The 20,856-nt window shown below is 69.7% G+C and carries 11 protein-coding genes; 4 read left to right on the forward strand and 7 right to left on the reverse strand.

Annotation, left to right across the window (positions count from 1 at the left end):
• Positions 1–15: 15 nt before the first annotated feature.
• The gene (locus AS181_RS13140; protein WP_374100826.1) at positions 16–366 is read right to left on the reverse strand and encodes a response regulator transcription factor; all 351 of its coding nucleotides are present in this window, start codon (positions 364–366) and stop codon (positions 16–18) included.
• Between the two features lie 135 nt (positions 367–501).
• Positions 502–1,176, reverse strand: coding sequence for a helix-turn-helix transcriptional regulator (locus AS181_RS13145; RefSeq protein ID WP_058252036.1), 675 nt, complete (start codon positions 1,174–1,176; stop codon positions 502–504).
• A 380-nt stretch (positions 1,177–1,556) separates the two neighbouring features.
• On the opposite strand from AS181_RS13145, the gene AS181_RS13150 reads away from it, so the two are divergent.
• Positions 1,557–2,312 (forward strand): acetoacetate decarboxylase family protein, encoded by a 756-nt coding sequence (locus AS181_RS13150; RefSeq protein WP_058252004.1) that lies wholly within the window; start codon positions 1,557–1,559, stop codon positions 2,310–2,312.
• A gap of 56 nt (positions 2,313–2,368) precedes the next feature.
• Positions 2,369–3,385 carry a pirin family protein gene (locus AS181_RS13155; protein WP_058252005.1) on the forward strand — a complete coding sequence of 339 codons (1,017 nt, stop codon included), beginning with the start codon at positions 2,369–2,371 and terminating at the stop codon, positions 3,383–3,385.
• Positions 3,386–3,392: 7 nt separating this feature from the next.
• Here the strand turns inward: AS181_RS13155 and AS181_RS13160 are convergent, their stop codons facing one another.
• Both AS181_RS13160 and AS181_RS13165 read right to left on the reverse strand, forming a co-directional pair.
• Complete coding sequence (locus tag AS181_RS13160) at positions 3,393–4,064, reverse strand: CE1759 family FMN reductase (RefSeq protein ID WP_058252006.1); 672 nt, start codon at positions 4,062–4,064, stop codon at positions 3,393–3,395.
• Entirely contained in the window at positions 4,061–5,161 is a 1,101-nt protein-coding gene (locus AS181_RS13165; RefSeq protein ID WP_006360230.1) for an LLM class flavin-dependent oxidoreductase, read from the reverse strand. Before AS181_RS13165 ends, AS181_RS13160 begins: the two co-directional genes overlap by 4 nt.
• 132 nt (positions 5,162–5,293) lie before the next feature.
• Between AS181_RS13165 and AS181_RS13170 the strand changes: the two genes are divergently transcribed.
• Together AS181_RS13170 and AS181_RS13175 are read left to right on the forward strand one after the other, a co-directional pair.
• The gene (locus AS181_RS13170) at positions 5,294–5,827 is read left to right on the forward strand and encodes a DUF4878 domain-containing protein (protein ID WP_006360231.1); all 534 of its coding nucleotides are present in this window, start codon (positions 5,294–5,296) and stop codon (positions 5,825–5,827) included.
• Positions 5,828–5,907: 80 nt separating this feature from the next.
• On the forward strand, positions 5,908–6,543 hold the full coding sequence (locus AS181_RS13175; protein ID WP_058252037.1) for a hypothetical protein: 636 nt from the start codon (positions 5,908–5,910) through the stop codon (positions 6,541–6,543).
• A 120-nt stretch (positions 6,544–6,663) separates the two neighbouring features.
• Here the strand turns inward: AS181_RS13175 and AS181_RS13180 are convergent, their stop codons facing one another.
• From AS181_RS13180 to AS181_RS13190, 3 genes are all read right to left on the reverse strand, one after another.
• Positions 6,664–6,981 (reverse strand): hypothetical protein, encoded by a 318-nt coding sequence (locus tag AS181_RS13180; RefSeq protein ID WP_006360233.1) that lies wholly within the window; start codon positions 6,979–6,981, stop codon positions 6,664–6,666.
• A gap of 305 nt (positions 6,982–7,286) precedes the next feature.
• Complete coding sequence (locus tag AS181_RS13185; protein ID WP_006360234.1) at positions 7,287–7,514, reverse strand: MbtH family protein; 228 nt, start codon at positions 7,512–7,514, stop codon at positions 7,287–7,289.
• Positions 7,515–7,635: 121 nt separating this feature from the next.
• A partial coding sequence (locus tag AS181_RS13190) for a non-ribosomal peptide synthetase (protein ID WP_058252038.1) occupies positions 7,636–20,856 on the reverse strand: 13,221 nt, incomplete at its 5' end.

Raw genomic sequence — 20,856 nt, forward strand, 5'->3', positions numbered from 1 at the left:
TTCGAGGGCCGGGCCTCACCACTGGTCGAGACCGGTGTAACCGTCCTGGAGTGCTCGCGCGAAAAGGTGGGTTTTCGTCGGCGCACTTCGCCCGACCGCGGTGTACTTCGCCCGGATGCGCGCAAGGTGCGTGCTCACCGTGGACGCCGAGATGAAGAGTCGTGCGGCGGCATCTTCTTTGGACTCGGCGGCTAGCCAGGCGAGCAGAACCTCGACCTCCCGGTCCGACAGACTCGGACGTGTCACTGCCGCTGAGCGTTCGACGGGAACCAGGTAATCAACCGGCTTGGAACGTTGCCGTGGCACGACTCCGTGCCGCGGTGCGGCCGCCGTCCTGGCTCGGAAGATATCTGAAGTGACCGTCATTGTTCCCATCCCCTGTTCAGACCGGCGCTATCTCGTGTGTCCCCGACGCCCCAAATCAATCTGTTCCAACGTTAAGACGGCGTAGTAACTGTCGGTAGACCCAGAAATGGGGACTCGACTCCCGCTGCCATGCCGTCAGCCATGTTTCGTTCGCCCCCAGGCCCCGTCAGGTGTTGACCGTCCCTCGTGCCGGTACCGCTGCGGCACCGGGAGCCATCCGTCTTCGACGGCACGCTTGAAGAGATCCACCTTGGTGCGCGTCGGCCGCCCGGCGTCCGCATACTTCTGGCGAATCCGCTTGAGGTACTCGTTGACCGTCTCCGCGGAGACCCCGAGAGCAGCCCCGACTCGGGCCGACGTCTCGCCGGACGCGTACAGCGCCAACACTTTCTGCAACTGAGGCGACAGGTCGACAGTCGCCAGCTCGGGGTCGCCGTCTATGGCGGCAGCCCATTCTGTGGTGAGGACCGCCCGGCCGTCGGCGGCCGCCCGGATGGCGTCGATGATGACCGACTCGTCCGCCGACTTGAGCACCACGCCGAGCGCTCCGGCGCGCGCCGCCGATCTCAACAGCGCCGGATGCTCTCCAGAGGTGTACACGACGGTGGCCACTCCGGCCGCCGACAATGCGTTGACGTTCTCGCGAGGCGTGGTGCCGTCGTCGAGACGGAGGTCCAGCAGGACCACGTCGAGCTGCATGACACTGAGCACGCCGGCAACCGTCGTCGCCGAGCAGACCAACGAGATGTCCGAAACTGTGTCCAACACTCGTTCGATTCCCCAGATCGGGGACCGATGGTCGTCGACCATCCCAACCCGGATCGCCGCATGACCCTCCGACGAATCCTCGTCGATCGAGGTCGTCTGCTCGTCGTTCACCAACACCCCCACGAGGCACATGCGAGACTCTCAGCCTTTACTCAGCTTCACGTTACTGAAACCTCGATCAAAGCTACGTGTCGAGTCGGACATATCACCCGTCGGAGCGCGAAACTGCACCAACTGGTCCCGATCTGACAGCTGGCGTGTCCACATTCTTGGGGACACCACCCGGATGGGTCCCGCCGGGAGCGAAGGCATGCAAGACTAGAACATGTTCTAAAAAGGGTGATCGTGCCGGCGTCGGCCGGCGACAAACCGACCAGCCCCCGACCAGACCCGACCCGATCCGACCCGCAGGAGCAGAACAGGTGAGCGCACCTTCGACGCACGATGTACTCGGTACCCCGGTGACCATGCCGGTCGAGATCCGGCACGCACGGTGCTTCGTCGCCGGTTTCACCGCCGACACCCGGGCCGTGGCACGGGCCATCGACGCCGAATCGGCACAGCCCGGGACGCTTCGCCCGTTGCGCATCCGACCGGGTCGCACCATGTGCATGCTCGTGTTCGTCGACTACGTCGACGGCGACCTCGGACCGTACAACGAGTTCGGCGTGTGCTTCCTCGTCGAGGATCCGACCACCCCACCCGCCTCACCGATCCGCGCATTGCGCTCCCTGCTGAAGGGGGACGCGCGTGCGCTGGTGCACCGGCTCCCCGTCGACGGCGACTTCACCCTGGCCGCCGGGCGCGGCATCTGGGGATTCCCGAAGACACTCGCCGAGTTCGAGGTCGATCACTCCTCCGCCACCAGACGCGGCCGCCTCGTGTCCGACGGCGCACTCGTCGCCGACCTGAGTGTGAAGCCGGGGCTCAAGGTCCCGGACTCCACCGCCGACACCGTGTTGCACGCCTATTCGCAGCTGGACGGGATCACGCGGATGACACCGTGGCGGCTCACCTCGACCACCGGCACCCGCACCCGCATCGGCGGCGCGCGCCTGACCCTCGGCGACCACCCCATCGCCGACGAACTCCGATCCCTGCAGCTGGGGCGGCACGCCCTGATGTCGAGCTCGGTCGATCGGATCACGATGCGTTTCGAGAACCCCACGCTGGTCTGACCGCCATCTCCGCCGGGTTCGCGGACGTCCGGGCCGCGGTCGCGGACAATGGTTCCATGAGCAATCTCGAGACGGACCCGGTCGAGGTCGAGTGCCATGCCGATGCCGGCGTCGCCGCGGGCCCGGGCCTCCTCCACATGGACGTCCTGACCGCGCGCGACGTACCGCTCGGCGGCCCACGCGCGATGACGGTGCACCGGACCCTCCCGCAGCGGTCACGTTCGCTGGTCGGAGCCTGGTGTTTCGTCGACCACTACGGCCCCGATGACGTCGCGAGCAGCGGCGGGATGGACGTGCCTCCACACCCGCACACCGGACTCCAGACGGTCAGCTGGCTGTTCACCGGCGAGGTCGAGCACCGCGACACGATGGGCAACCACGCGATGGTCCGCCCCGGCGAGATCAACCTCATGACCGCCGGGCACGGCATCGCCCACACCGAGGTCTCGACACCCGACACCACCACCCTGCACGGGGTGCAGCTGTGGGTCGCGTTGCCGGCCGAGAATGCCGACACCGCACGCGACTTCGCACACCACCGGCCCGATGCTCTCGACCTCGGCGGGGTCACCGCCAAGGTCTTTCTCGGCGAACTGTTCGGCACCCGCTCGCCGGTGCACACGTTCACGCCGTTGACCGGCGCCCAGCTCGACTTCGGACCCGGCGCCGCCGTCGACATCGACGTCGACCCCGAACACGAGCACGGCATTCTCGTCGACACCGGAAGCGTCGAGGTCGCCGGCGCCGACGCCGCACCGCTGGCCCGCACCGAGCTGGGCTACATCGGGTTGGGCGCTAGGCGGATCACGCTCACCAACGTCGCCGAGACCGACGCCCGGGTGATATTCCTCGGCGGCGCACCGCTGGCGGAGGACATCGTCATGTGGTGGAACTTCATCGGGCGCACACACGACGACATCGTCGGCTTCCGGGACCAGTGGGAGGCGCGCAGCGAACGCTTCGGGCAGGTGCAGGGTTACGTCGGTGCGACGCAGCACCTGCCCGCGCCGCCGCTGCCGCACTCACGGCTGCGCGCCCGGGCCAACACCCCGGGGCGCGCCGCCCCCGAGTGAGAGCGCATCACGCCGTTCCGAGCAACCTCGCGAAGTTCGCGATCCCCGCGGCCTCGACCGCCTGCTGCCTGCCGTCGGCCACGGGCGCGCGCGGCGGTTCCCCGTTGCCGCCGGCATTCCCCGGGCCCGTGCCACCCCTCGGTCCGAGGAGCGAGACGAGTGCGGCTGCGGCACGGCCGATCCGGTCGTTCAACGACGCGGTGTCCCCACCGGCGCCCGCCCAGTCCGCCGACGCGGCGTAGACGCCGGTCGGCAGGACGACGGCACGTAGGTAGGCGAACAACGGTCGCAGCGCGTGGTCGAGCACCATCGAGTGGCGCGGACTGCCGCCGGTCGCGCCGATCAGCACCGGTTTGCCCGACATGGCGTCGATGTCGACGAGATCGAAGAACATCTTGAACAGGCCGCTGTACGACGCGTTGAAGACCGGGGTCGCCACGATCAGGGCATCGGCCCCCTCGACCGCGTCGAGTGCCGCGCGCGCCCGGCCCGAGGCGAAGCCGACCGTCATCGCCTGCCCCAGGTCGGCGGCGAGGTCACGCACGTCGACGATCTCGACGTCCGCGCGGCCCACCCCGAGTCCTTCGGTGACGGCGGCGACCATCCGGTCGACGAGCAGTCGCGTCGACGACGGTTCGGAGAGACCGGCATTCACCGCGACGATCCGCAGGGCGGTCACGAGGACACCTCCACATCCTGATCGGCTTCCTGGCGGGCGGCGACGAGCGAGGCGTGCGTCGGCGCGTCGGGAACGTCGTCGGGACGTCCCTCCGCGAACCCGGCGCGCAGGTCCGGCAGCACCTCGCCCAGCAGGTCGAGCTGCTCCAGCACGGTCTTGAGCGGCAGTCCCGCATGATCGACGAGGAACAGCTGACGCTGGTAGTCGCCGAAGGTCTCCCGGAAGGTCAGCGTCTTGTCGACGAACTCGGCCGGGCTGCCGACGGTCAGCGGCGTCTGCGAGGTGAAGTCCTCGAGCGACGGACCGTGTCCGTACACCGGCGCGTTGTCGAAGTACGGGCGGAACTCGCGCACCGCGTCCTGCGACTTCGGCCGGATGAAGAACTGTCCGCCGAGCCCGACGATGGCCTGGTGGGCCTTGCCGTGGCCGTAGTGCTCGTACCGTTCGCGGTAGAAGTTGATCAGCCGCTGGAAGTGCTCGTTGGGCCAGAAGATGTTGTTCGCGAAGAACCCGTCCCCGTAGTAGGCCGCCTGCTCGGCGATCTCGGGACTGCGGATCGAACCGTGCCAGACGAACGGTGCCACGTCGTCGAGCGGGCGGGGCGTCGAGGTGAAGGACGTCAGCGGGGTCCGGAACTGCCCTTCCCAATCCACCACATGCTCGGTCCACAACCGATGCAGGAGGTGGTAGTTCTCGATCGCCAGCGGGATCCCCTGCCGGATGTCCTGGCCGAACCACGGATAGACCGGACCGGTGTTGCCGCGCCCGAGCATCAGGTCGACGCGCCCGTCGGCCAGATGCTGAAGCATCGCGAAGTCCTCGGCGATCTTGACCGGGTCGTTGGTCGTGATCAGCGTGGTCGCGGTACTCAGCTGCAGGCGCTCGGTCTGCGCCGCGATGTAGGCCAGGGTCGTGGTGGGCGACGACGAGAAGAAGGGCTCGTTGTGGTGCTCACCGAGCGCGAACACGTCGAGCCCGATGTCCTCGGCCTTCTTGGCGATCTGCACGATCGCCTTGATCCGCTCGTGTTCTGTGGGCGTCGTGCCCGTGGTCGGGTCGGTGGTGATGTCACTGACGCTGAAGAGTCCGAACTGCATGTCGCGCCTCCTTGTGATAATTACATCGAGCATAACCGGACCGCGGTCCGATTAATTCCGGTGGCCGGTGAGTTAGTGTTGGCTCACTGCGGAGAAGCGCCGCGGATAGACAACTGCATCGAGGAGAGTCGCATGAAGATCCGGAAGTCCGTCGCTGCCGTCACCCTCGCCGGGGCCGCTTTGTTCGTCGCCACCGGTTGTTCGGAGTCCACCGACACCGTCGACGAGGCGACGAGCGCGGTGTCCACCGCCGTCGAGTCCGCGGCGAGCCAGGTCGAGACCGCCGCCAGCGACGCGGTCGACGAGGTCACCGGGCTCAGCAATGACGACGCACAGGAAACCCTGCGCCAGGCCATCGACCCGAACACTTCCTCCGAGGAGCTCGACCAGGTCATCGACGTCACCAACCCGGCCACCAAACCGGCCGCGATGGCTTTCGCCAAGGGCGCCTCCGCCGCGGGATACACCCCGGACGCGTTCTCCGTGAAGGAGGTCACCGAGGACGGCGACAAGGCCACCGCGACCGTCGCGGTGAAGAGCCCGCATTCTTCGACGCCGGTCGACATCCAGCTCGGCTTCGTCAAGGTCGACGGCGACTGGAAGCTCAGTGGTGACGCCATTCAGCAGCTGATCAGCATGGGCAGCGGCCAGCAAGAGGGCAACTAGACCCACGGCGTACGTCGCCTCCTCGCCTACACTCGGACGGGTGCGGTTCCGACCCGGAGCCGGGCGGCGAGGAGGTGTACGTGCGTACCGATCAACCCACCCATCCGTTCGCTCCGCCGGTGACCCAGCGGCACGCGCGGTGGCCGCTCGTCAACGATCTCGACGACACCGAGTTGCCGGCTGCGGCCGAACCGACCGGCACGCGGGTCGACGTGCGCGTTGCCGTACCCGCGTCGCCGAAACTGCCGACCAAAGTCGAGCCCGCGGCGGAATCGTCACCGCGGATGGTGACACGCAACGCCGGCCGGCTGCCGGCACGAGAGCATGCCGCATTGCCGCCGGTGGGCGACTTCTGGGACCTGGAGAACGCCGGTCGGGCACCCCTTGCCGCGATGCCGCTGCCCGCGCGGACCTTTCCGGCGCGTCCGGCTCCGTACCTGACCAGGCCCGTCGGCGGCCGTTCCGTCGCTCCGGCAGCCTCGCTGGCGCTGACCACCGGGCTGATCTCCATACCCCTGACCCTCCTGCTGGGACTGGGCGCGATCCTCGGGCTGATCGCCGTCGTCGCCGGCGCGGTCGGAGTCAGGCAGGTTCGACGCGCCCCCGCGGAGCGCAAGGGCACCGGTCGCGCGATCACGGGCATCGTGACCGGCGCCGGCAGCGTGATCGTGGGCGGCCCGATCCTCTTCCTCGTTCTGCTCCTCGCCGGACTGTAGCCGCGGGCGCATTCTTCGAGGCCTGTCGCCGCCACGCTTGTCGCCGCCACAGTCGCACGACCGCAGAAACAACGAGACCCGCCTGTCGGCGGGTCTCGTCGGGTATGTCGGTGCGGGTCTCTAGCTGACCGCGCGGAGTCGGGGCCGGACCGAGGCGACCTCGCCGCGCTCGCGGCCGAGCCAGGCCTGGATCTCGCCGATGACCTGCAACCGGGAATCGACCGGGTCGATGTCCACGAGAGACGGCATACAGTGCATCAGGGCGGCGTAGAACGCCGAGGTCGGCGACATACCGTACTCGGCCAGCACGCTGCCGTAGTCCTCGACGCGATCGGCGAGTTCACCGTAGGTGAGAGCGTCATCGCCCAGCCGAACAGCGGTCAGGTGGGGCGTGATCGCCCCTCGTGTCTGGATGTCATCCAGTAGTAGCTGGTCCATGATTACTGCCTTCCCGCCCGTGGAGCGTCGATCGCTGTGTCTCCGCCTCCCCTGACGTTGGTACTCATGCGATCCTTCAACCAAGTGTGCCCTACCTCATTCAACTAGTAGAACACTGACTCAACATGTGTGGGATATTCCACAACAATTTCGGTAACTGTGCTGCAATCCGATGTTACGGCTGTGACTGCAGTTGCGACAGGTCACCACTGGGTTGATTCTTTACCTGTTATCCACGTGCAACTGTCCCGACATTCGAGCACGACCGACTTTCGCGATCGCGAGTGTCGGGGCCCGTCACCGACTCAGGCGTCCCCGCTCTTGTCCGCCTCCATCGCCTCGATGAGGCTCTTGGGCCGGAGGTCGGTCCAGTTCTGCTCCACGTACTCCAGGCACGCGGCGCGGCTGTCCTCGCCGAAGACCTTGGTCCACCCGGCGGGGATGTCGGCGAACGTCGGCCACAGCGAGTGCTGGTTCTCGTCGTTCACGAGCACGTAGAAGCGGCCGTCCTCGTCGTCGAATGGGTTCGTCATGGGTGTCCTTTCTCCATCGGCACGGCGACTGTCGTCACCCGCCTGCTTTGTTGTTGTCGAACGTAGTGGCTCGCCGCCCGGATTCACGCGAGGTCAGGTCGATGATGTCACGCAAATCCCCTCATTCCGGTGTCCGCTCGCCGGCGCCGTCGACCTGCGACAGCTGGGCATCGAGCGCCGGTCCGACGACCGCGAGGGCCTCGGCGTTCGCCATCCCCAGGTGGTGGGTGGCCACGTCGACGTTGTCGACGGCGCCGGTGACGAACGGCCGCCAGGCCGCGGCCAGGGTCGACGGGTCGTCCTTGTCCTCGGTCGCGGTGAACACGTGTACGTCGCCGGCGAAGACATCGGGCCGGTAGTCGAGGACCACCTGGGTCGAGGACTCGAAGCTGTCCATGATGCGTTCCACCTGATCCTCCGCGAGCAGGCCCATGCCGGAGATCTGCTGCCGGATGATCGCGGTGACCTCCTCGGAGGTGGACGCCTGCACGTCGTCGCCGAGATCGAAGAGATCCCGCCAGCCGCCGAGGACGTCGACCACGGTGGACGCGTCCGGCTCGATCGCCGGCCCGGGCTCCGCCGCGGCCGCCTCGACCGGCTCCCCGTGCTGGGGGACGTCGTGGACGATCACCGGTTCGTCCTCCGGGCGGGAGTCCATGATCCCCAGGTAGGCGACCTGCTGCCCGAGTTCCACGAGGTGTACGGCCATCGCGTGGGCGATCACGCCGCCGACCGACCAGCCGAGCAGATGGTAGGGGCCATGCGGCTGGACCCGCCGGATCTCCTCGACATAGCGCCGGGCCAGCACCCGCGCGTCGGTCACGCTCGGCTCTCCGGTCGCCACATGCGGGTCCTGCAGTCCGTAGATGGGCCGATCCCGCAGGTGCGGTGCCAGCCCGCCGTAGAACCACGCCAGGCCGCCGGCCGGGTGCACGCAGAACAGCGGCGGCCGCGAACCCTCGCCGCGGAGGCTGATCACCACGTCGTTGCTCACCGCGTTGTCCTCGGCCAGTCGGCGGGCCAGGCCACGCACCGTCGGATCGCTGAACAACCACGCGAGTTCGATGTCGAAGCCGTTGCGGTCGCGCAGCGCCGCCGCGACCCGGGTGGCCGAGAGGGAGTTGCCGCCGAGGTCGAAGAAGCTGTCGGTGGCACCGATCTGTTCGACGCCGAGGACCTCGGCGTAGGCATCGGCGATCGCCTGCTCGACCGGGGTGGCCGGGGCGACGAATTCGACGGAAGCCACCTCGGGAGCCGGCAGCGCCGCTCGGTCCAGCTTGCCGACAGGGGTCAGCGGGAACTCGTCGAGCACCGTGATCGAGGCAGGCACCATGTGTCCGGGCAGCTGCGCGGCCAGCAGACCACGAAGAGCGTCCACCTCTACACCGTCACCGACGACATAGGCGGCGAGGCTCGACGCCACCGAACTCGGGGTCCCCGACGAGCCGGTGCCGACGACGACCGCGGAACGCACCTCGGGCGCCGAGCGCAGCACCGCCTCGATCTCGCCGAGTTCGATGCGCAGGCCGCGGAGCTTCACCTGATCGTCGCTACGACCGGAGTACTCGAGGGTGAGGTCGCCCGACGGTGACTCGCGCCAGCGCACGACGTCGCCGGTCCGGTACATGCGGCGTCCGGCCCCGGCGAGGGGACTGGCGACGAAACGCGCGGCGGTCAGGCCGGGCTGGTCGAGATAGCCGCGCGAGAGTGCGGGGCCGAGGACGTAGAGCTCGCCGGCCACACCGACCGGCACCGGACGCAGGTGGGCGTCGAGCACGAGGAACTCGAGGCCGGGCAGCGGACCACCGAGGCGGACCGGGTCGCCGGGCGCCGCCGCTTCGGAGACCGCGACCATGATCGTGGTCTCCGTCGGGCCGTATCCGTTGTGGATGCGGGTGTGTGGCACCCAGGCGTCCATCACCGACTGCGGCACGGCCTCGCCGCCGACGGAGACCGCCTGCAGGCTGGGCAGCGCGGCCGGGTCGAGCGTCGACAGCACCGACGGCGTGAGGAAGGTCGTGGCGACCTCGTGTCGCTGCATGAACTCCTGCAGCTCCGCACCGCCGACCGCGGTCGACGGCCGGTAGACGAGCGTGCCGCCGTTGACCGTCGCGAGGAGGTACTCGAGCACCGAGGCGTCGAAGCTCGGCGACGCGAATCCCAGGACCACCGCCCCGTCCTCGGTTCCCAGCGCCCTCGACTTCGCCACGGCGAAGTTGCGCAGTCCCGAATGCGACACCGCGACGCCCTTGGGGCGTCCCGTCGACCCCGAGGTGTAGATGACGTAGGCGACGTTGTCGGTTCTGACCGGACCGGTCTGCTCGGCCGGGTCCACCGGGGCATCCGACGTGGCGTCGAGTTCGGCGGCCACCGCGGCGTCGTCGAGGCGGAGCCACTCGAAGCCCTCGTCCGGCAACGCGCCGACGGCGTGGACCGACAGCCCCATCCGGGCGCCGGAGTCCTCCACCATCGTCGCGACCCGTTCGGCAGGGTAATCCGGATCGATGGGAACGTAACCGCCGCCGGTCTTCGCGACCGCCCAGATCGCGACCAACAGGTCGACGGACCGGGGAATCGCAAGCGCCACCAGTGTTTCCGCACCGACGCCGCGACCGATCAGCCAGCGCGCCAGGCGGTTGGACCGGGCGCGCAGCGCGGAGTACGACAGGGTGGCGCCCGAGGCGTCGACCACCGCGGTACGACGCCGGTACCGCGTGCCGGCCTCGGTGAACAGCTCGCCCAGCAACACGGCCTCGGCGGCCTGGCCGCCGTGTACCGGCACCAGCGACTCGGCCTCACCGGCCAGCAGGATGGGCGCCGCGGCGACCGGGGCGCTCGGGGTCGCGGTGAGCGCGCCGAGCAGGTTGACGAATCGGGCCGTGAAGCCGGTGGCGGTGGATTCCGCGAACAGATCGGTGGCGTATTGCAGTGCCGCCGACCAGGTCTCGCCCGCCTCCGCCTTCGCGATCGAGAACAGCAGATCGACCTTCGCCGGCACCTCGCCCGCGTCGAGCGGGCTGACCGAGATGTCGCCGAGATCGGCCGACAGCGACTGTCCGGCGAGCTCGGGGACCACCGCCTGGTCCAGGGTCAGCCACACCTGGGTGAGCGGGGCGAACGCCTCGGAACGAACCGGGTTGAGCCGGTCGACGAGGGTCTCGAACGGCAGATCGGCATGGGCGAAGGCATCGAGGTCGGTGCGTCGGACGCGACCGAGGACGTCGACGAACGTGTCACCGGCCGCGTGGGCGGTACGCAGCACGAGCGTGTTCACGAACATGCCGACCAGCGGATCTAGTACCGCGGCACCACGTCCGGCGATCGGCGTGCCGATCGCCACGTCGTCGGTTCCCGACAGGTCGGCGAGCAGGACCGCCAGCGCCGCGTGCAGCACCATGAACGGGGTGACCCCGAACTCGTCGGCGACGGTGTCGATCCGGGCGGTGACGTCCGCCGGGATCGTGAAGGACACGCGCGAGCCACGCTGCGACGCGACCGCCGGGCGAGGCCGATCGGTCGGGAGTTCCAGGAGATCGGGCATCCCGGCCAGGTGCGCGCTCCAGTACTCCAGCTGGGCACCCATCACCGACGCCGCGTCGTCGACATCGCCGAGGGCGCGGCGCTGCCAGATGGCGTAGTCGGCGTACTGGACGGGCAGCGGCTCGAACGACGGCTGGGTACCGGCGGCCCGTGCCAGGTAGGCGGCGGTGAGGTCGGTGACCAGCGGCCCAAGGGATTCGCCGTCGGACGCCACGTGGTGCAGGACCACCGCGAGAATGTACTCGGATGCCCCGGAACCGGTTCCGATCTCGATCAGCCTGGTCCGCACCGGCCAGTCGACGGCGAGGTCGAATCCCGTTGTGACGGCGGCCAGTACGACCTCTCCCCCGTCGCGTCCGGCTGCGGTCGGCACGAACTCGTGGTCGAGCCGGGTCGCGATGTCGGCCGCCGGGGCGATCCGCTGTACCGGCTGACCGCCGGTCTCGGGATAGGTGGTGCGGAGGATGTCGTGGCGCGCGACGACGTCGGCGATCGCGGCGCCGAGCGCGGCCGGATCGAGATCACCGGTCAGGCGCATCACCGCCGGGATGTTGTAGGCCGCCAGCGTCGGATCGAAACGGTTGATGAACCACATCCGCTGCTGGGCGTACGACAACGGGATCCGGTCGGGACGAGGCGTCACCGCGACGATGGGCGGGAGTCCGCCGGTACGGTCGCCGAGGCGTTCGGCCAGCAGGCGCGGCGTCGGCGCCTCGAAGACGTCACGCACCGTCACATCGACATCGAGGGCGTCTCCGAGCCGGGCCGCCGCCCGCATCGCCGACAGCGAATTGCCACCGATGTCGAAGAAGTTCGTGGTGGCGCCGACGTTCTCCGGCGACATCGACAGCAGCTCGGCGAAGACCGACGCCGCCGCCGCTTCCCGCGGGCCGGCGACCGGCACGATCGCGGCGGTGTCGACGGTCGGCGCGGGCAACTGCTGTCGCACGATCTTGCCCGCGCTACTCAGCGGCATCTCGTCGAGCAGCATCCACATCCCGGGACGCATGAACTCAGGGAGCGCTTGCGCCACGGAGTGTTTGACCGCGTCCAGGTCCACCGACGACGGCGTCAGGTAGGCCACGAGTTGCTGCCCGGCCGGGGTCTCGACGACGGCCGCCGCCGCGTACACGACGCCCGGCGCCGACGTGAGGGCCGACTCGATCTCGCCGAGCTCGATCCGCTGGCCACGCAGCTTCACCTGGAAGTCCGTGCGGCCCTGATATTCCAGCTCACCGTCGGCTCGCCAGCGGACCAGGTCACCGGTCCGGTACAGGCGAGACCCCGGCGCGCCGTAGGGGTTCGGCACGAAGCGTTCGGCCGTGAGCGCGGGTCGCGAGGTGTATCCGCGTGCCAACTGGATGCCGCCGAGGTACAGCTCGCCGGTGAATCCCGGTGCCACCGGGCGCAATCGATGGTCGAGCACCAGCGCGGTGGTGTTCGCGACGGGCCGTCCAATGGAGACCGAGTCTCCCGCGACCCGCGCGACGGTCGCGTAGATGGTCGCCTCGGTCGGTCCGTACTGGTTGCTGACGGGGGCATGCGGGATGAGCTCGCGCACGGTCTCGGCGACGCTCTGCGGGAGCGCCTCGCCGCCCGTGTGCAGGTAGCGCAGCCATGAGAGACCGCGCAGCTGTTCGGGATCGGCGACCTCGGTGAGCACGGCGAGCATCGAGGGCACCAGCGTCGCCGACGTCACGCCGAAGTCCGCGAGGTAGCGCAGGACGGCGACCGGGTCACGATGCGCACCCGGCTCCATGACCACCAGGCGGCCACCCGAGAGCGGCGGGCGGAGGATCTCGCCGACCGACGGATCGAAGGTGAGCTCCAACACCTGCAGGAAGACGTCGTCGGGGCCGAAATCGTAGGCGCCGCGGTCGTAGTCGAGATGGGCGCGCAGGGTTTGGTGACTCACCGTGACGCCCTTGGGACGACCGGTCGAACCCGACGTGAAGATGGTGTAGGCCGGATTCGCGCCGACGACTGCCGACGAACGCTCCGCCGGCGCGAAGAGCGACGCCGGCTCACCGGCGTCCGAGTCGTCGTCGACGGCCACGACGGTCACACCGGGGTCGAGGGCCTCGATGCCCGCCGGGACCAGTCCCGGGCCGATCAGCACCGCCGCGACATCGGCGGTGCGCGCCAGATAGTCGATGCGATCGGCCGGCGCGGCCGGGTCCATCGGCACGAATTGCCCACCGGCGGCGAGAATCGCGTGGACGGCGACGATCATCTCCGTCGACCGCGGGATGCACACGCCGACCGCGACCTCCGGTCCGACCCCCAGACCCACCAGCCGCCGGGCGAGAACGCTCACCCTGCTTCCCAATTCGGCATAGGTCGAATGCGCGCGGGTCGAGGCCCCGGCCGGACTCTCCACCGCGATCGCGTCGGGCGACGCGGCGACGCGCTCGAGCAGGAGATCGGCGACATGGGTGCCGGACGGGATCAGCTCCGGGCCGGCCGACCATGTGTCGAGGCGGGTCTCGTCGACCTCCGACATCGGCGGGATGTCGGCGATCAGAGTCCGTGCGTCGCTCGCGATGGTCCACAGGATGCGTTCGAGGGACCGTGCGAAGACGGCGATCTCGTCGTCGGCGAAGGCGTCGGGGAGATAGGTCAACCGGACCGCGATGCCCGACGCGGTCGGCGAGGTCGCGAGGTTGAGCGGGTAGTGCGTGGCGTCGGAGACCTCGACGTCCCGGATCGCCAGTCCCACTGCCGCACTGGCGGCACCGCCGGCCAGTGAGTCGTTGTCGACGGGATAGGACTCGTGCACGGTCAGGGTGTCGAACAACTGTGGCCGTCCGACGGCGGTGAGGATCTCGGGCAAGCCGATGTGCTGGTGATCGAGCACGGCGGTCTTGTCCGACTGCAACCGGCCGAGGACCTCGGCGATCGTCGCATCCGGGTCGACGTCGACGACGGCGGGCAGCGTGTTGATGAACAGGCCGACCATCGACTCGACGCCGTCGAGTCCGGCGGGACGTCCGGACACGGTCTCGCCGAAGGTGACCACCCGGTTGTCGGTCAGCCGGGACAGCAGCACCGCCCAGGCGAGCTGCAACACCGTGGCCGTCGTCGAACCGGATTGCCGCGCCGTCCGCTCGAGCCCCGAGACCAGGTCGGGTTCGAGGACCCAGCGATGCTCGCGCGGCAGATGGTCTGCCGCGGAGTCGTTCTCGGCATCCTCGACGGCGTGGCCGGTAAGTCCGGGGGCGACCAGGGTCGGCTCCTCGACCGGTTCGAGGACTCGTCGCCACGCCGCGAGACCGGCGTCGAGGTCGGTGTCGGCGATGCGGGCCAGGTAGTCGGCGAAGTCGGTGCGTTCGGTCGTTCCCTGACCGGTGAACGGGGTCCCGGTCGCGTAGAGCGCCAGCAGGTCGGCCAACACGAGCGGCCCGGACCAGCCGTCGAACAGGATGTGATGGTTGGTGATGACCACGCTCGTGCCCTGTGCGTGGCGCACGACCACCGCTCGCAGCAGCGGCGGGTCGGCGAGGTCGAACGGTTCGGTGCGCTCGGCCGCCGACACCTCGTCGACGGCAGCCCGGACATCCACCTCGGCGGTGGTCGGCACGTCGAGCACGCGCCAGCGCAGCGGCACCGTCTCGGGCACGACGGTGACCACGTGCCCGCTGGGCACCCGGACGAACCCCGATTTGAGGGTGCGGTGGTGATCGAGCAGTGCGACCACCGCGGTGCGCAACCGCTCGAGGTCGACCTCGCCCTCGAGGTGCAGAACCGCTTGCGTCACATACACATCGAGTTCGTCGGTGCCCGCGAGTTGGGACTGGAAGTACAGCCCGCGTTGCAGCGGCGACAGGGCCCAGACCTGCGCGCCGGGGAACCGCTGCGCCACGATGTCCAAGTCATGCTGGGTCACCTCTGCGCCCGGGACGTCCGACGGCGAGCGGCCGACGTCGACGCCGTCGGTGACGAGGCGGACGACGTCGGCGAGTTCCGCGGTCCACCGTCGTGCGATGTCGCGGACGTCCTCCGGCGACAGGATCGCCGAGGGGAACTGCAGATCGGCCGAGAGCACACGCCCCTTCGAAGACGCACCGGTGCTCGCGTTGACCGTCAGCACGCTCATGGCCGCCACCCCGTCGGACACCGTGGCCGGCAGGAACGGCGCGTCGGGTGCGGGCAGGAAGCCTGCACCGACCGGAGCTGCGGTATCGGACGACGGGGCGACCGACGAAAGGCGGTCGGCCCCGTCCGGGGTCGTCGGGTCCTCGCTCTGACCGGTCGTACCGCGGGTCCCGAGATAGTTGAACGCGATCGTCGGAAGCGGACGCGAATGCAGTTGCGCGGCCGGGTCGTCGGGGCCGCGGTCGTCGGCGGCGTAGCGCAACAGGCCGAACCCGATCCCGGAGTCGGGCATGCCGAGGCGTTCTTCCTTGGCCGCCTTGACCGCGTGGACGACGTCGTCGGCCGGATCGAGGGCGAGCGGGGCGATCGAGGTGAACCAGCCGACCGTGCGCGACAGGTCGGCGCGACGCGGGTCCGGGCCGGTGAGCAGGACGTCCTCGTATCGGCCGTGCCCCTCGGTGAGCACGGTGACGGGGGCGGCGTCGGCGATGCCGCGATCATGTTGCCAGGAGCGGACCGCGCGCGCGAGGGTGCCGAGCAGTACGTCGACCACCGACGCCGAGAAGGCGTCGGGCACAGTCGTCGTCAACGGGTCGACGATGGCCGGGTCGACGCGGTGGACGATCGAGGTCAGGGTGCCGTATCGGTCGCGGTCGGGGTCGAGCGGCGCGCCGAAGTCGGTCGGAAGGGCTGGGGACCGGTCGAGCCAGTACCCGATCTCGCCACGCCGGGCGTCGAGCTGCGCGGTGAGTGCCCGCTGCCACGCACGTTGCGAGGTCTCCTCGGCGCGGACCGTCACGGGTTGCCCGGAAACCAGCTCGGCGTGGACGGTGAGCAGATCCTCGATCAGGATCGGCCAGGACACCGCGTCGACGGCGAGGTGGTGCAGTACCAGCACTATTCGTACGGACCGATCCGCCTCGTCGGGAGAACCCTGCGGGGCGGCGCCGCTGACCACCGTCGCGGCGACCAGCCGCCCGGCGGCCGGGTCGAGGCGGCGCGCCGCCTGCGCATGCGCGTCGACCAGCGCATCGGCGAACCCGGCCTCGCCGGGTACGGTGTCCGTCGCCACCGACACGATCGAGGCGCCGGGATCGAAAGGTGTTCCGGTGGTGAGGGTCCAGGTGTCACCGGTCTGGGTGTCCCCGACGGACTCCAGGCGCGCACCCAGCATCGGATGCGCGTCGACGACCGCGCCGAGCACCGCGCCGAGATGGGCGACGGTGAGTCCGGCCGGTGCCGTGAGCACCATCGACTGGTTGAAGTCGGCGAGGTAGGCCGGCGTCCGCGCGGCGTCGACGAGCCAGGACACGATCGGCGGGAGATCGACCCGTCCGGCCGGATCGTCGGTGGGCTCCGCGAGCATCGGGGCCCGGTCCCCACCTGCCGACGCCACCCGCGCCATCGCGCGAATGGTCTTCTGCTCGAAGATCTCTCGCGGCGACAGCGACAACCCGGCGGCCTTCGCGGCGGACGCGAGCTGGATGGACATGATCGAGTCGCCGCCGAGCGCGAAGAAGGACTCGGTGACCGAGACGGTGTCGAGACCCAGCAGCCCCGCGACGATCGCCGCGAGGGTCTCTTCGGCGGTCGTCGCCGGTGCGACGTATCCGTCGGCGGGCGTGGTGAACTCGGGCACCGGCAGTGCGCGCCGGTCGAGCTTGCCGCCCGGGGTCACGGGCAGCTCGTCGAGCACCATCGCCGAGTGCGGGATCATGTGTCCGGCAAGCCGATCCGCCGCCCCGGCCAGGACGGCGTCGGCGTCGAGGCGGTCGCCGGCGGTGTCGTCGCCCACGAGATAGGCGACGAGCCGGGTGCGACCGTGGTCGTCGTCGACACCGGTCACGACGACCGAGCCGACGCCCGGCTGGTCACCGAGAACGGATTCGATCTCGCCGAGTTCGACTCGCTGGCCGTTGATCTTGACCTGGTGGTCGGCGCGCCCGGCGAACTCGATCGCGCCGGTCGCGGTGATCCGCACCAGGTCGCCGGTGGCATACATGCGGTGGCCCGCCTCGCGGGCGAACGGGTCGGCCACGAACGAAGACGCGGTGAGGCCGGGGCGGCCGAGGTATCCGCGCGCCAACGAGTCGCCGCTCGACAGGTAGAGCTCACCCACCACGCCCTGGGGTACCGGGTGCAGACGGCCGTCGAGCACGTAGGCGGCGAAGCCGCGGACCGGTCGTCCGATGGTCACGGGCGCGCCGGGCCCGGATCGTCCGGTGGTCGCCCAGACGGTGGCCTCCGACGGGCCGTAGAAATTGAACATCCGGCGGCCGGATTCCGGTGTGGCCCACCGCGCGATCAGCTCGGGCGGGCAGGCCTCGCCACCGGTGACGAGGTTGCGGACGGTGCGGCCCCGGCGGGGGTCGACGGTCGCCAGCACCGTGGGGGTGATGAGGGTGTCGGTGACCCGATCACGCTCGAGGATGCGGCCCAGTGCATCGCCGGCGTACTCCGACGCGGGCGCCACGACGAGGGTGTGTCCGACCGCGATCGACCACATCATCTCCAGCACCGAGGCGTCGAAGCTCGGGGAGGCGACGTGCAAGACACGGGTGTCGGGGGCCTGCGCCGGCGTTCCGGTGACCTCGGTCAGCGCGGCGACGAAGTTCGCGATGCCGCGATGCGGAACCCCGACCGCCTTCGGCCGTCCGGTGGAACCGGAGGTGTAGACGAGGTAGGCCAGGTCGTCGAGAAGGACCGGCCGATGACGCTCGACGTCGGTGACGGGTCCACCGGCGACGGCCGGATCGTCGAGCGAGGCGAGTTCGAGCCATTCGCAGGATGATTCTCCCAACCGGTCCCGCGTCGGCGCATCGGTGATGCCGAGGCGCACACCGGAATCGGCCACCATGAACGCAATGCGGTCACTCGGGTAGGCGGGGTCGATCGGCACGTAGGCGGCACCCGCCTTGATGACACCGAACACGGCGACCACCGACCCGATCGACCGCTCGAGGCCGACGGCGACCACGTCGCCGGGCCCGACCCCACGGGAGATCAGCTGGCGTGCGAGACGATTGGTTCGTTCCTCGAACTCCGTGTACGAGATCTCGTTGCCGTCGTGGACCAGTGCCGGACGATGCGGGTCGAGGGCGCGCCGCGCGAGGAGTTCGATGAGGGTCACCGGCTCGGTGACCCCGCCGTCGGCGGCCGGCGCCGTCTCGCCGATGGAGTTGCGGCTCGGCGCGCTGAGGGTGGCCGCGTCGATGCCGACGATGTCGACGTCTCCGACGGGCAGCGACGGGTCGGTGGCCATCGCGGCGATCACCTGCAGCCAGACCTCGGCGAAGCGGCGGATGGTCGCGGCGTCGAACAACGAGGTGGCGTACAGGAAGTCGGCCCGCATCGGCGACGACCCGGTCCGTTCGGACACCGAGACGGTGAGGTCGAACTTGGCGATCGGGGCGGCGGCCCCGAGCGGTTCGGCACTCAGACCCGAGAGCTCCACCCGGTCGATCTCCTCCGGCTGTCCCCCGGCGGCGACGAGGGTGTAGGCGATCTGGACCAGCGGCGGATAGGCCGTGGACCGCTCGGGCGCGAGTTCCTCGATCAGATCATCGAATTGCACGTCGGCGTGCGCGAAGGCATCGAGGTCGGTGGCGCGGATCGTGGCGATGAGGTCGTCGACGGTCGATGCCGGGTCGACGTCGGTGCGCAGCACGAGCGTGTTGACGAACATGCCGACGAGGTCGTGGAGCGCGGCGTCGGGGCGGCCGGCGATGGGTGTGCCGATGACGACGTCCCGGGTCGAGGCGAGCCGCGCGACGGTGACGGCGAGTGCCGCGTGCAGCACCATGAACACCGTGACGTCGCGGTTGCGCGCCAGGTCTTCCAGGGCGGCGGCGAGCGCGTCGTCGACGGTCACGGACTCGACGGCGGCCGCGGTGTCGAGCACGGCCGGCCGCGGGCGATCCATCGGCAGGTCGGTCACTGCGGGCAGATCCGCGAGGACCTCGCGCCAGTGCGCGAGCTGACGCCCCATCGGTGCGCCGGGATCATCTGCGGCGCCCAGGTATTCGCGCTGCCACAGCGCGAAGTCCGCGTACTGGACCGCGGGCGCGGCGACCGGTGGTGCGGCGTTCGTCCGGGCCAGGTACGAACCGAGCAGGTCGCGCACGAAGATCGGGGTCGACTCACCGTCGAAGGCGATGTGGTGCACGGTGACGACGACGTCCACCGCCTCGGCATCGCGGCGCAGCACCCGGACCCGGAGGGGGAACTCGGCGGCGACGTCGAAACCGGTGGTCGCCGAGACGAACAGGTCCTCCTCGGTCTCCACCGCCTGCCAGTCGAGGCGGGCGCGGGCCGTGTCGGCATCGGTGATGAGCTGGAACGGCCCCTGCTCGTCGCTGGGGTAGGTGGTGCGCAAGATCTCGTGGTTGGCGACCACGTCGCCGACCGCGGCCTCGAGCGCGTCGAGGTCGAGAGTTCCGGTGAGACGCAGCGCCATCGGGATGTTGTAGGCCGCCGAGGCGGTGTCGAACTGGTTGATGAACCACATGCGACTCTGCGCCGTTGACAACGGCAACCGCGCAGGCCGCGGCATCGCGGTGACCCGCGGGACGCTCCGGCCGCGTCCGGACACCAGGCCGGCCAGATCCCGCACCGACGGCGCGTCGAACAGGTCGCCCACCGACACGTCGACGTCGAGCAGGTCGGCCACACGCGCCGCGACCCGCGCCGCGGACAGCGAGTTGCCGCCGAGGTCGAAGAACGACTGCGTCACGCTGACCCGGTCGGTGCCCAGCACATCGGCGACGATGGCCGCGATCGAGGTCTCGGCGTCGGACTCGGGTGCGGCGAATTCCTCGACGGTGAGTTCGGGGACCGGCAGCTTACGCCGGGCGACCTTGCCCGCACTGTTCAGCGGCAGCTGCTCGAGTGCCATCCACACCGTGGGCCGCATGTAGGCCGGCAGTGTCCGCGCGACAACCGATTTCACCGCGTCGATGTCGACCGACGCCGGCGAGACATAGGCGACGAGGTGTGATTGCCCGGACACCTTCGCCACGGTGGCGGCCGCGTGGAGGACACCCGGCGCCGACATGAGGACGGACTCGACCTCCCCCAGCTCCAGTCGCTGTCCGCGAAGCTTGACCTGGAAGTCCGTGCGGCCCAGGTATTCCAACTGGCCACGGGCATTCCAGCGGACGAGATCGCCGGTACGGTACAGACGTTCACCGGGGTCACCGAAACCGTCGGTGTTGTCGGCCGCCTCGCCGCGCGCGGGAGCCGCGAAGGGACTGGCGACGAACCGTTCGGCGGTCAGGCCGGGCTGCGAGGCGTAACCGCGGGCGAGTTGCACGCCCCCCAGATACAGCTCCCCGGGCACGCCCGAGGGCACGAGCTGCAGTCGCGAGTCGAGGACGAAGGTGGTGGTGCTCGGCACCGGGACGCCGATCGGCACCGACGTCTCCCCCGCCCGCACCTGATGAGCGGTCACGTCCACCGCCGCCTCGGTCGGACCGTACAGATTGTGGACCTCGTTGCCCGGCAACGCCGCCACCAACGCCTGCGCCACCGGCGCGGTCAACGCCTCACCCGAGGTGAACGTCAACCGCAACGACGACAGCTCACCCACCCGATCGCCCAAGACATCCAGGAACACCGACAACATCGACGGCACGAAATGGATGACCGACACCCGCTCAGCCGTGATCAACTCCGCCAGATACCGCGGATCACCATGCCGCTCCGGCTC

The sequence above is a fragment of the Gordonia sp. SGD-V-85 genome, assembly GCF_001456905.1.
Classification (GTDB): Bacteria; Actinomycetota; Actinomycetes; order Mycobacteriales; family Mycobacteriaceae; genus Gordonia; species Gordonia hongkongensis.

Coding starts and splice junctions, on each gene's coding strand:
- AS181_RS13145 (WP_058252036.1), bottom strand. CDS start 1,176: ATGGTCGACGACCATCGGTCCCCGATCTGGGGAATCGAACGAGTGTTG.
- AS181_RS13170 (WP_006360231.1), top strand. CDS start 5,294: ATGAAGATCCGGAAGTCCGTCGCTGCCGTCACCCTCGCCGGGGCCGCT.
- AS181_RS13180 (WP_006360233.1), bottom strand. CDS start 6,981: ATGGACCAGCTACTACTGGATGACATCCAGACACGAGGGGCGATCACG.
- AS181_RS13140 (WP_374100826.1), bottom strand. CDS start 366: ATGACGGTCACTTCAGATATCTTCCGAGCCAGGACGGCGGCCGCACCG.
- AS181_RS13155 (WP_058252005.1), top strand. CDS start 2,369: ATGAGCAATCTCGAGACGGACCCGGTCGAGGTCGAGTGCCATGCCGAT.
- AS181_RS13185 (WP_006360234.1), bottom strand. CDS start 7,514: ATGACGAACCCATTCGACGACGAGGACGGCCGCTTCTACGTGCTCGTG.
- AS181_RS13165 (WP_006360230.1), bottom strand. CDS start 5,161: ATGCAGTTCGGACTCTTCAGCGTCAGTGACATCACCACCGACCCGACC.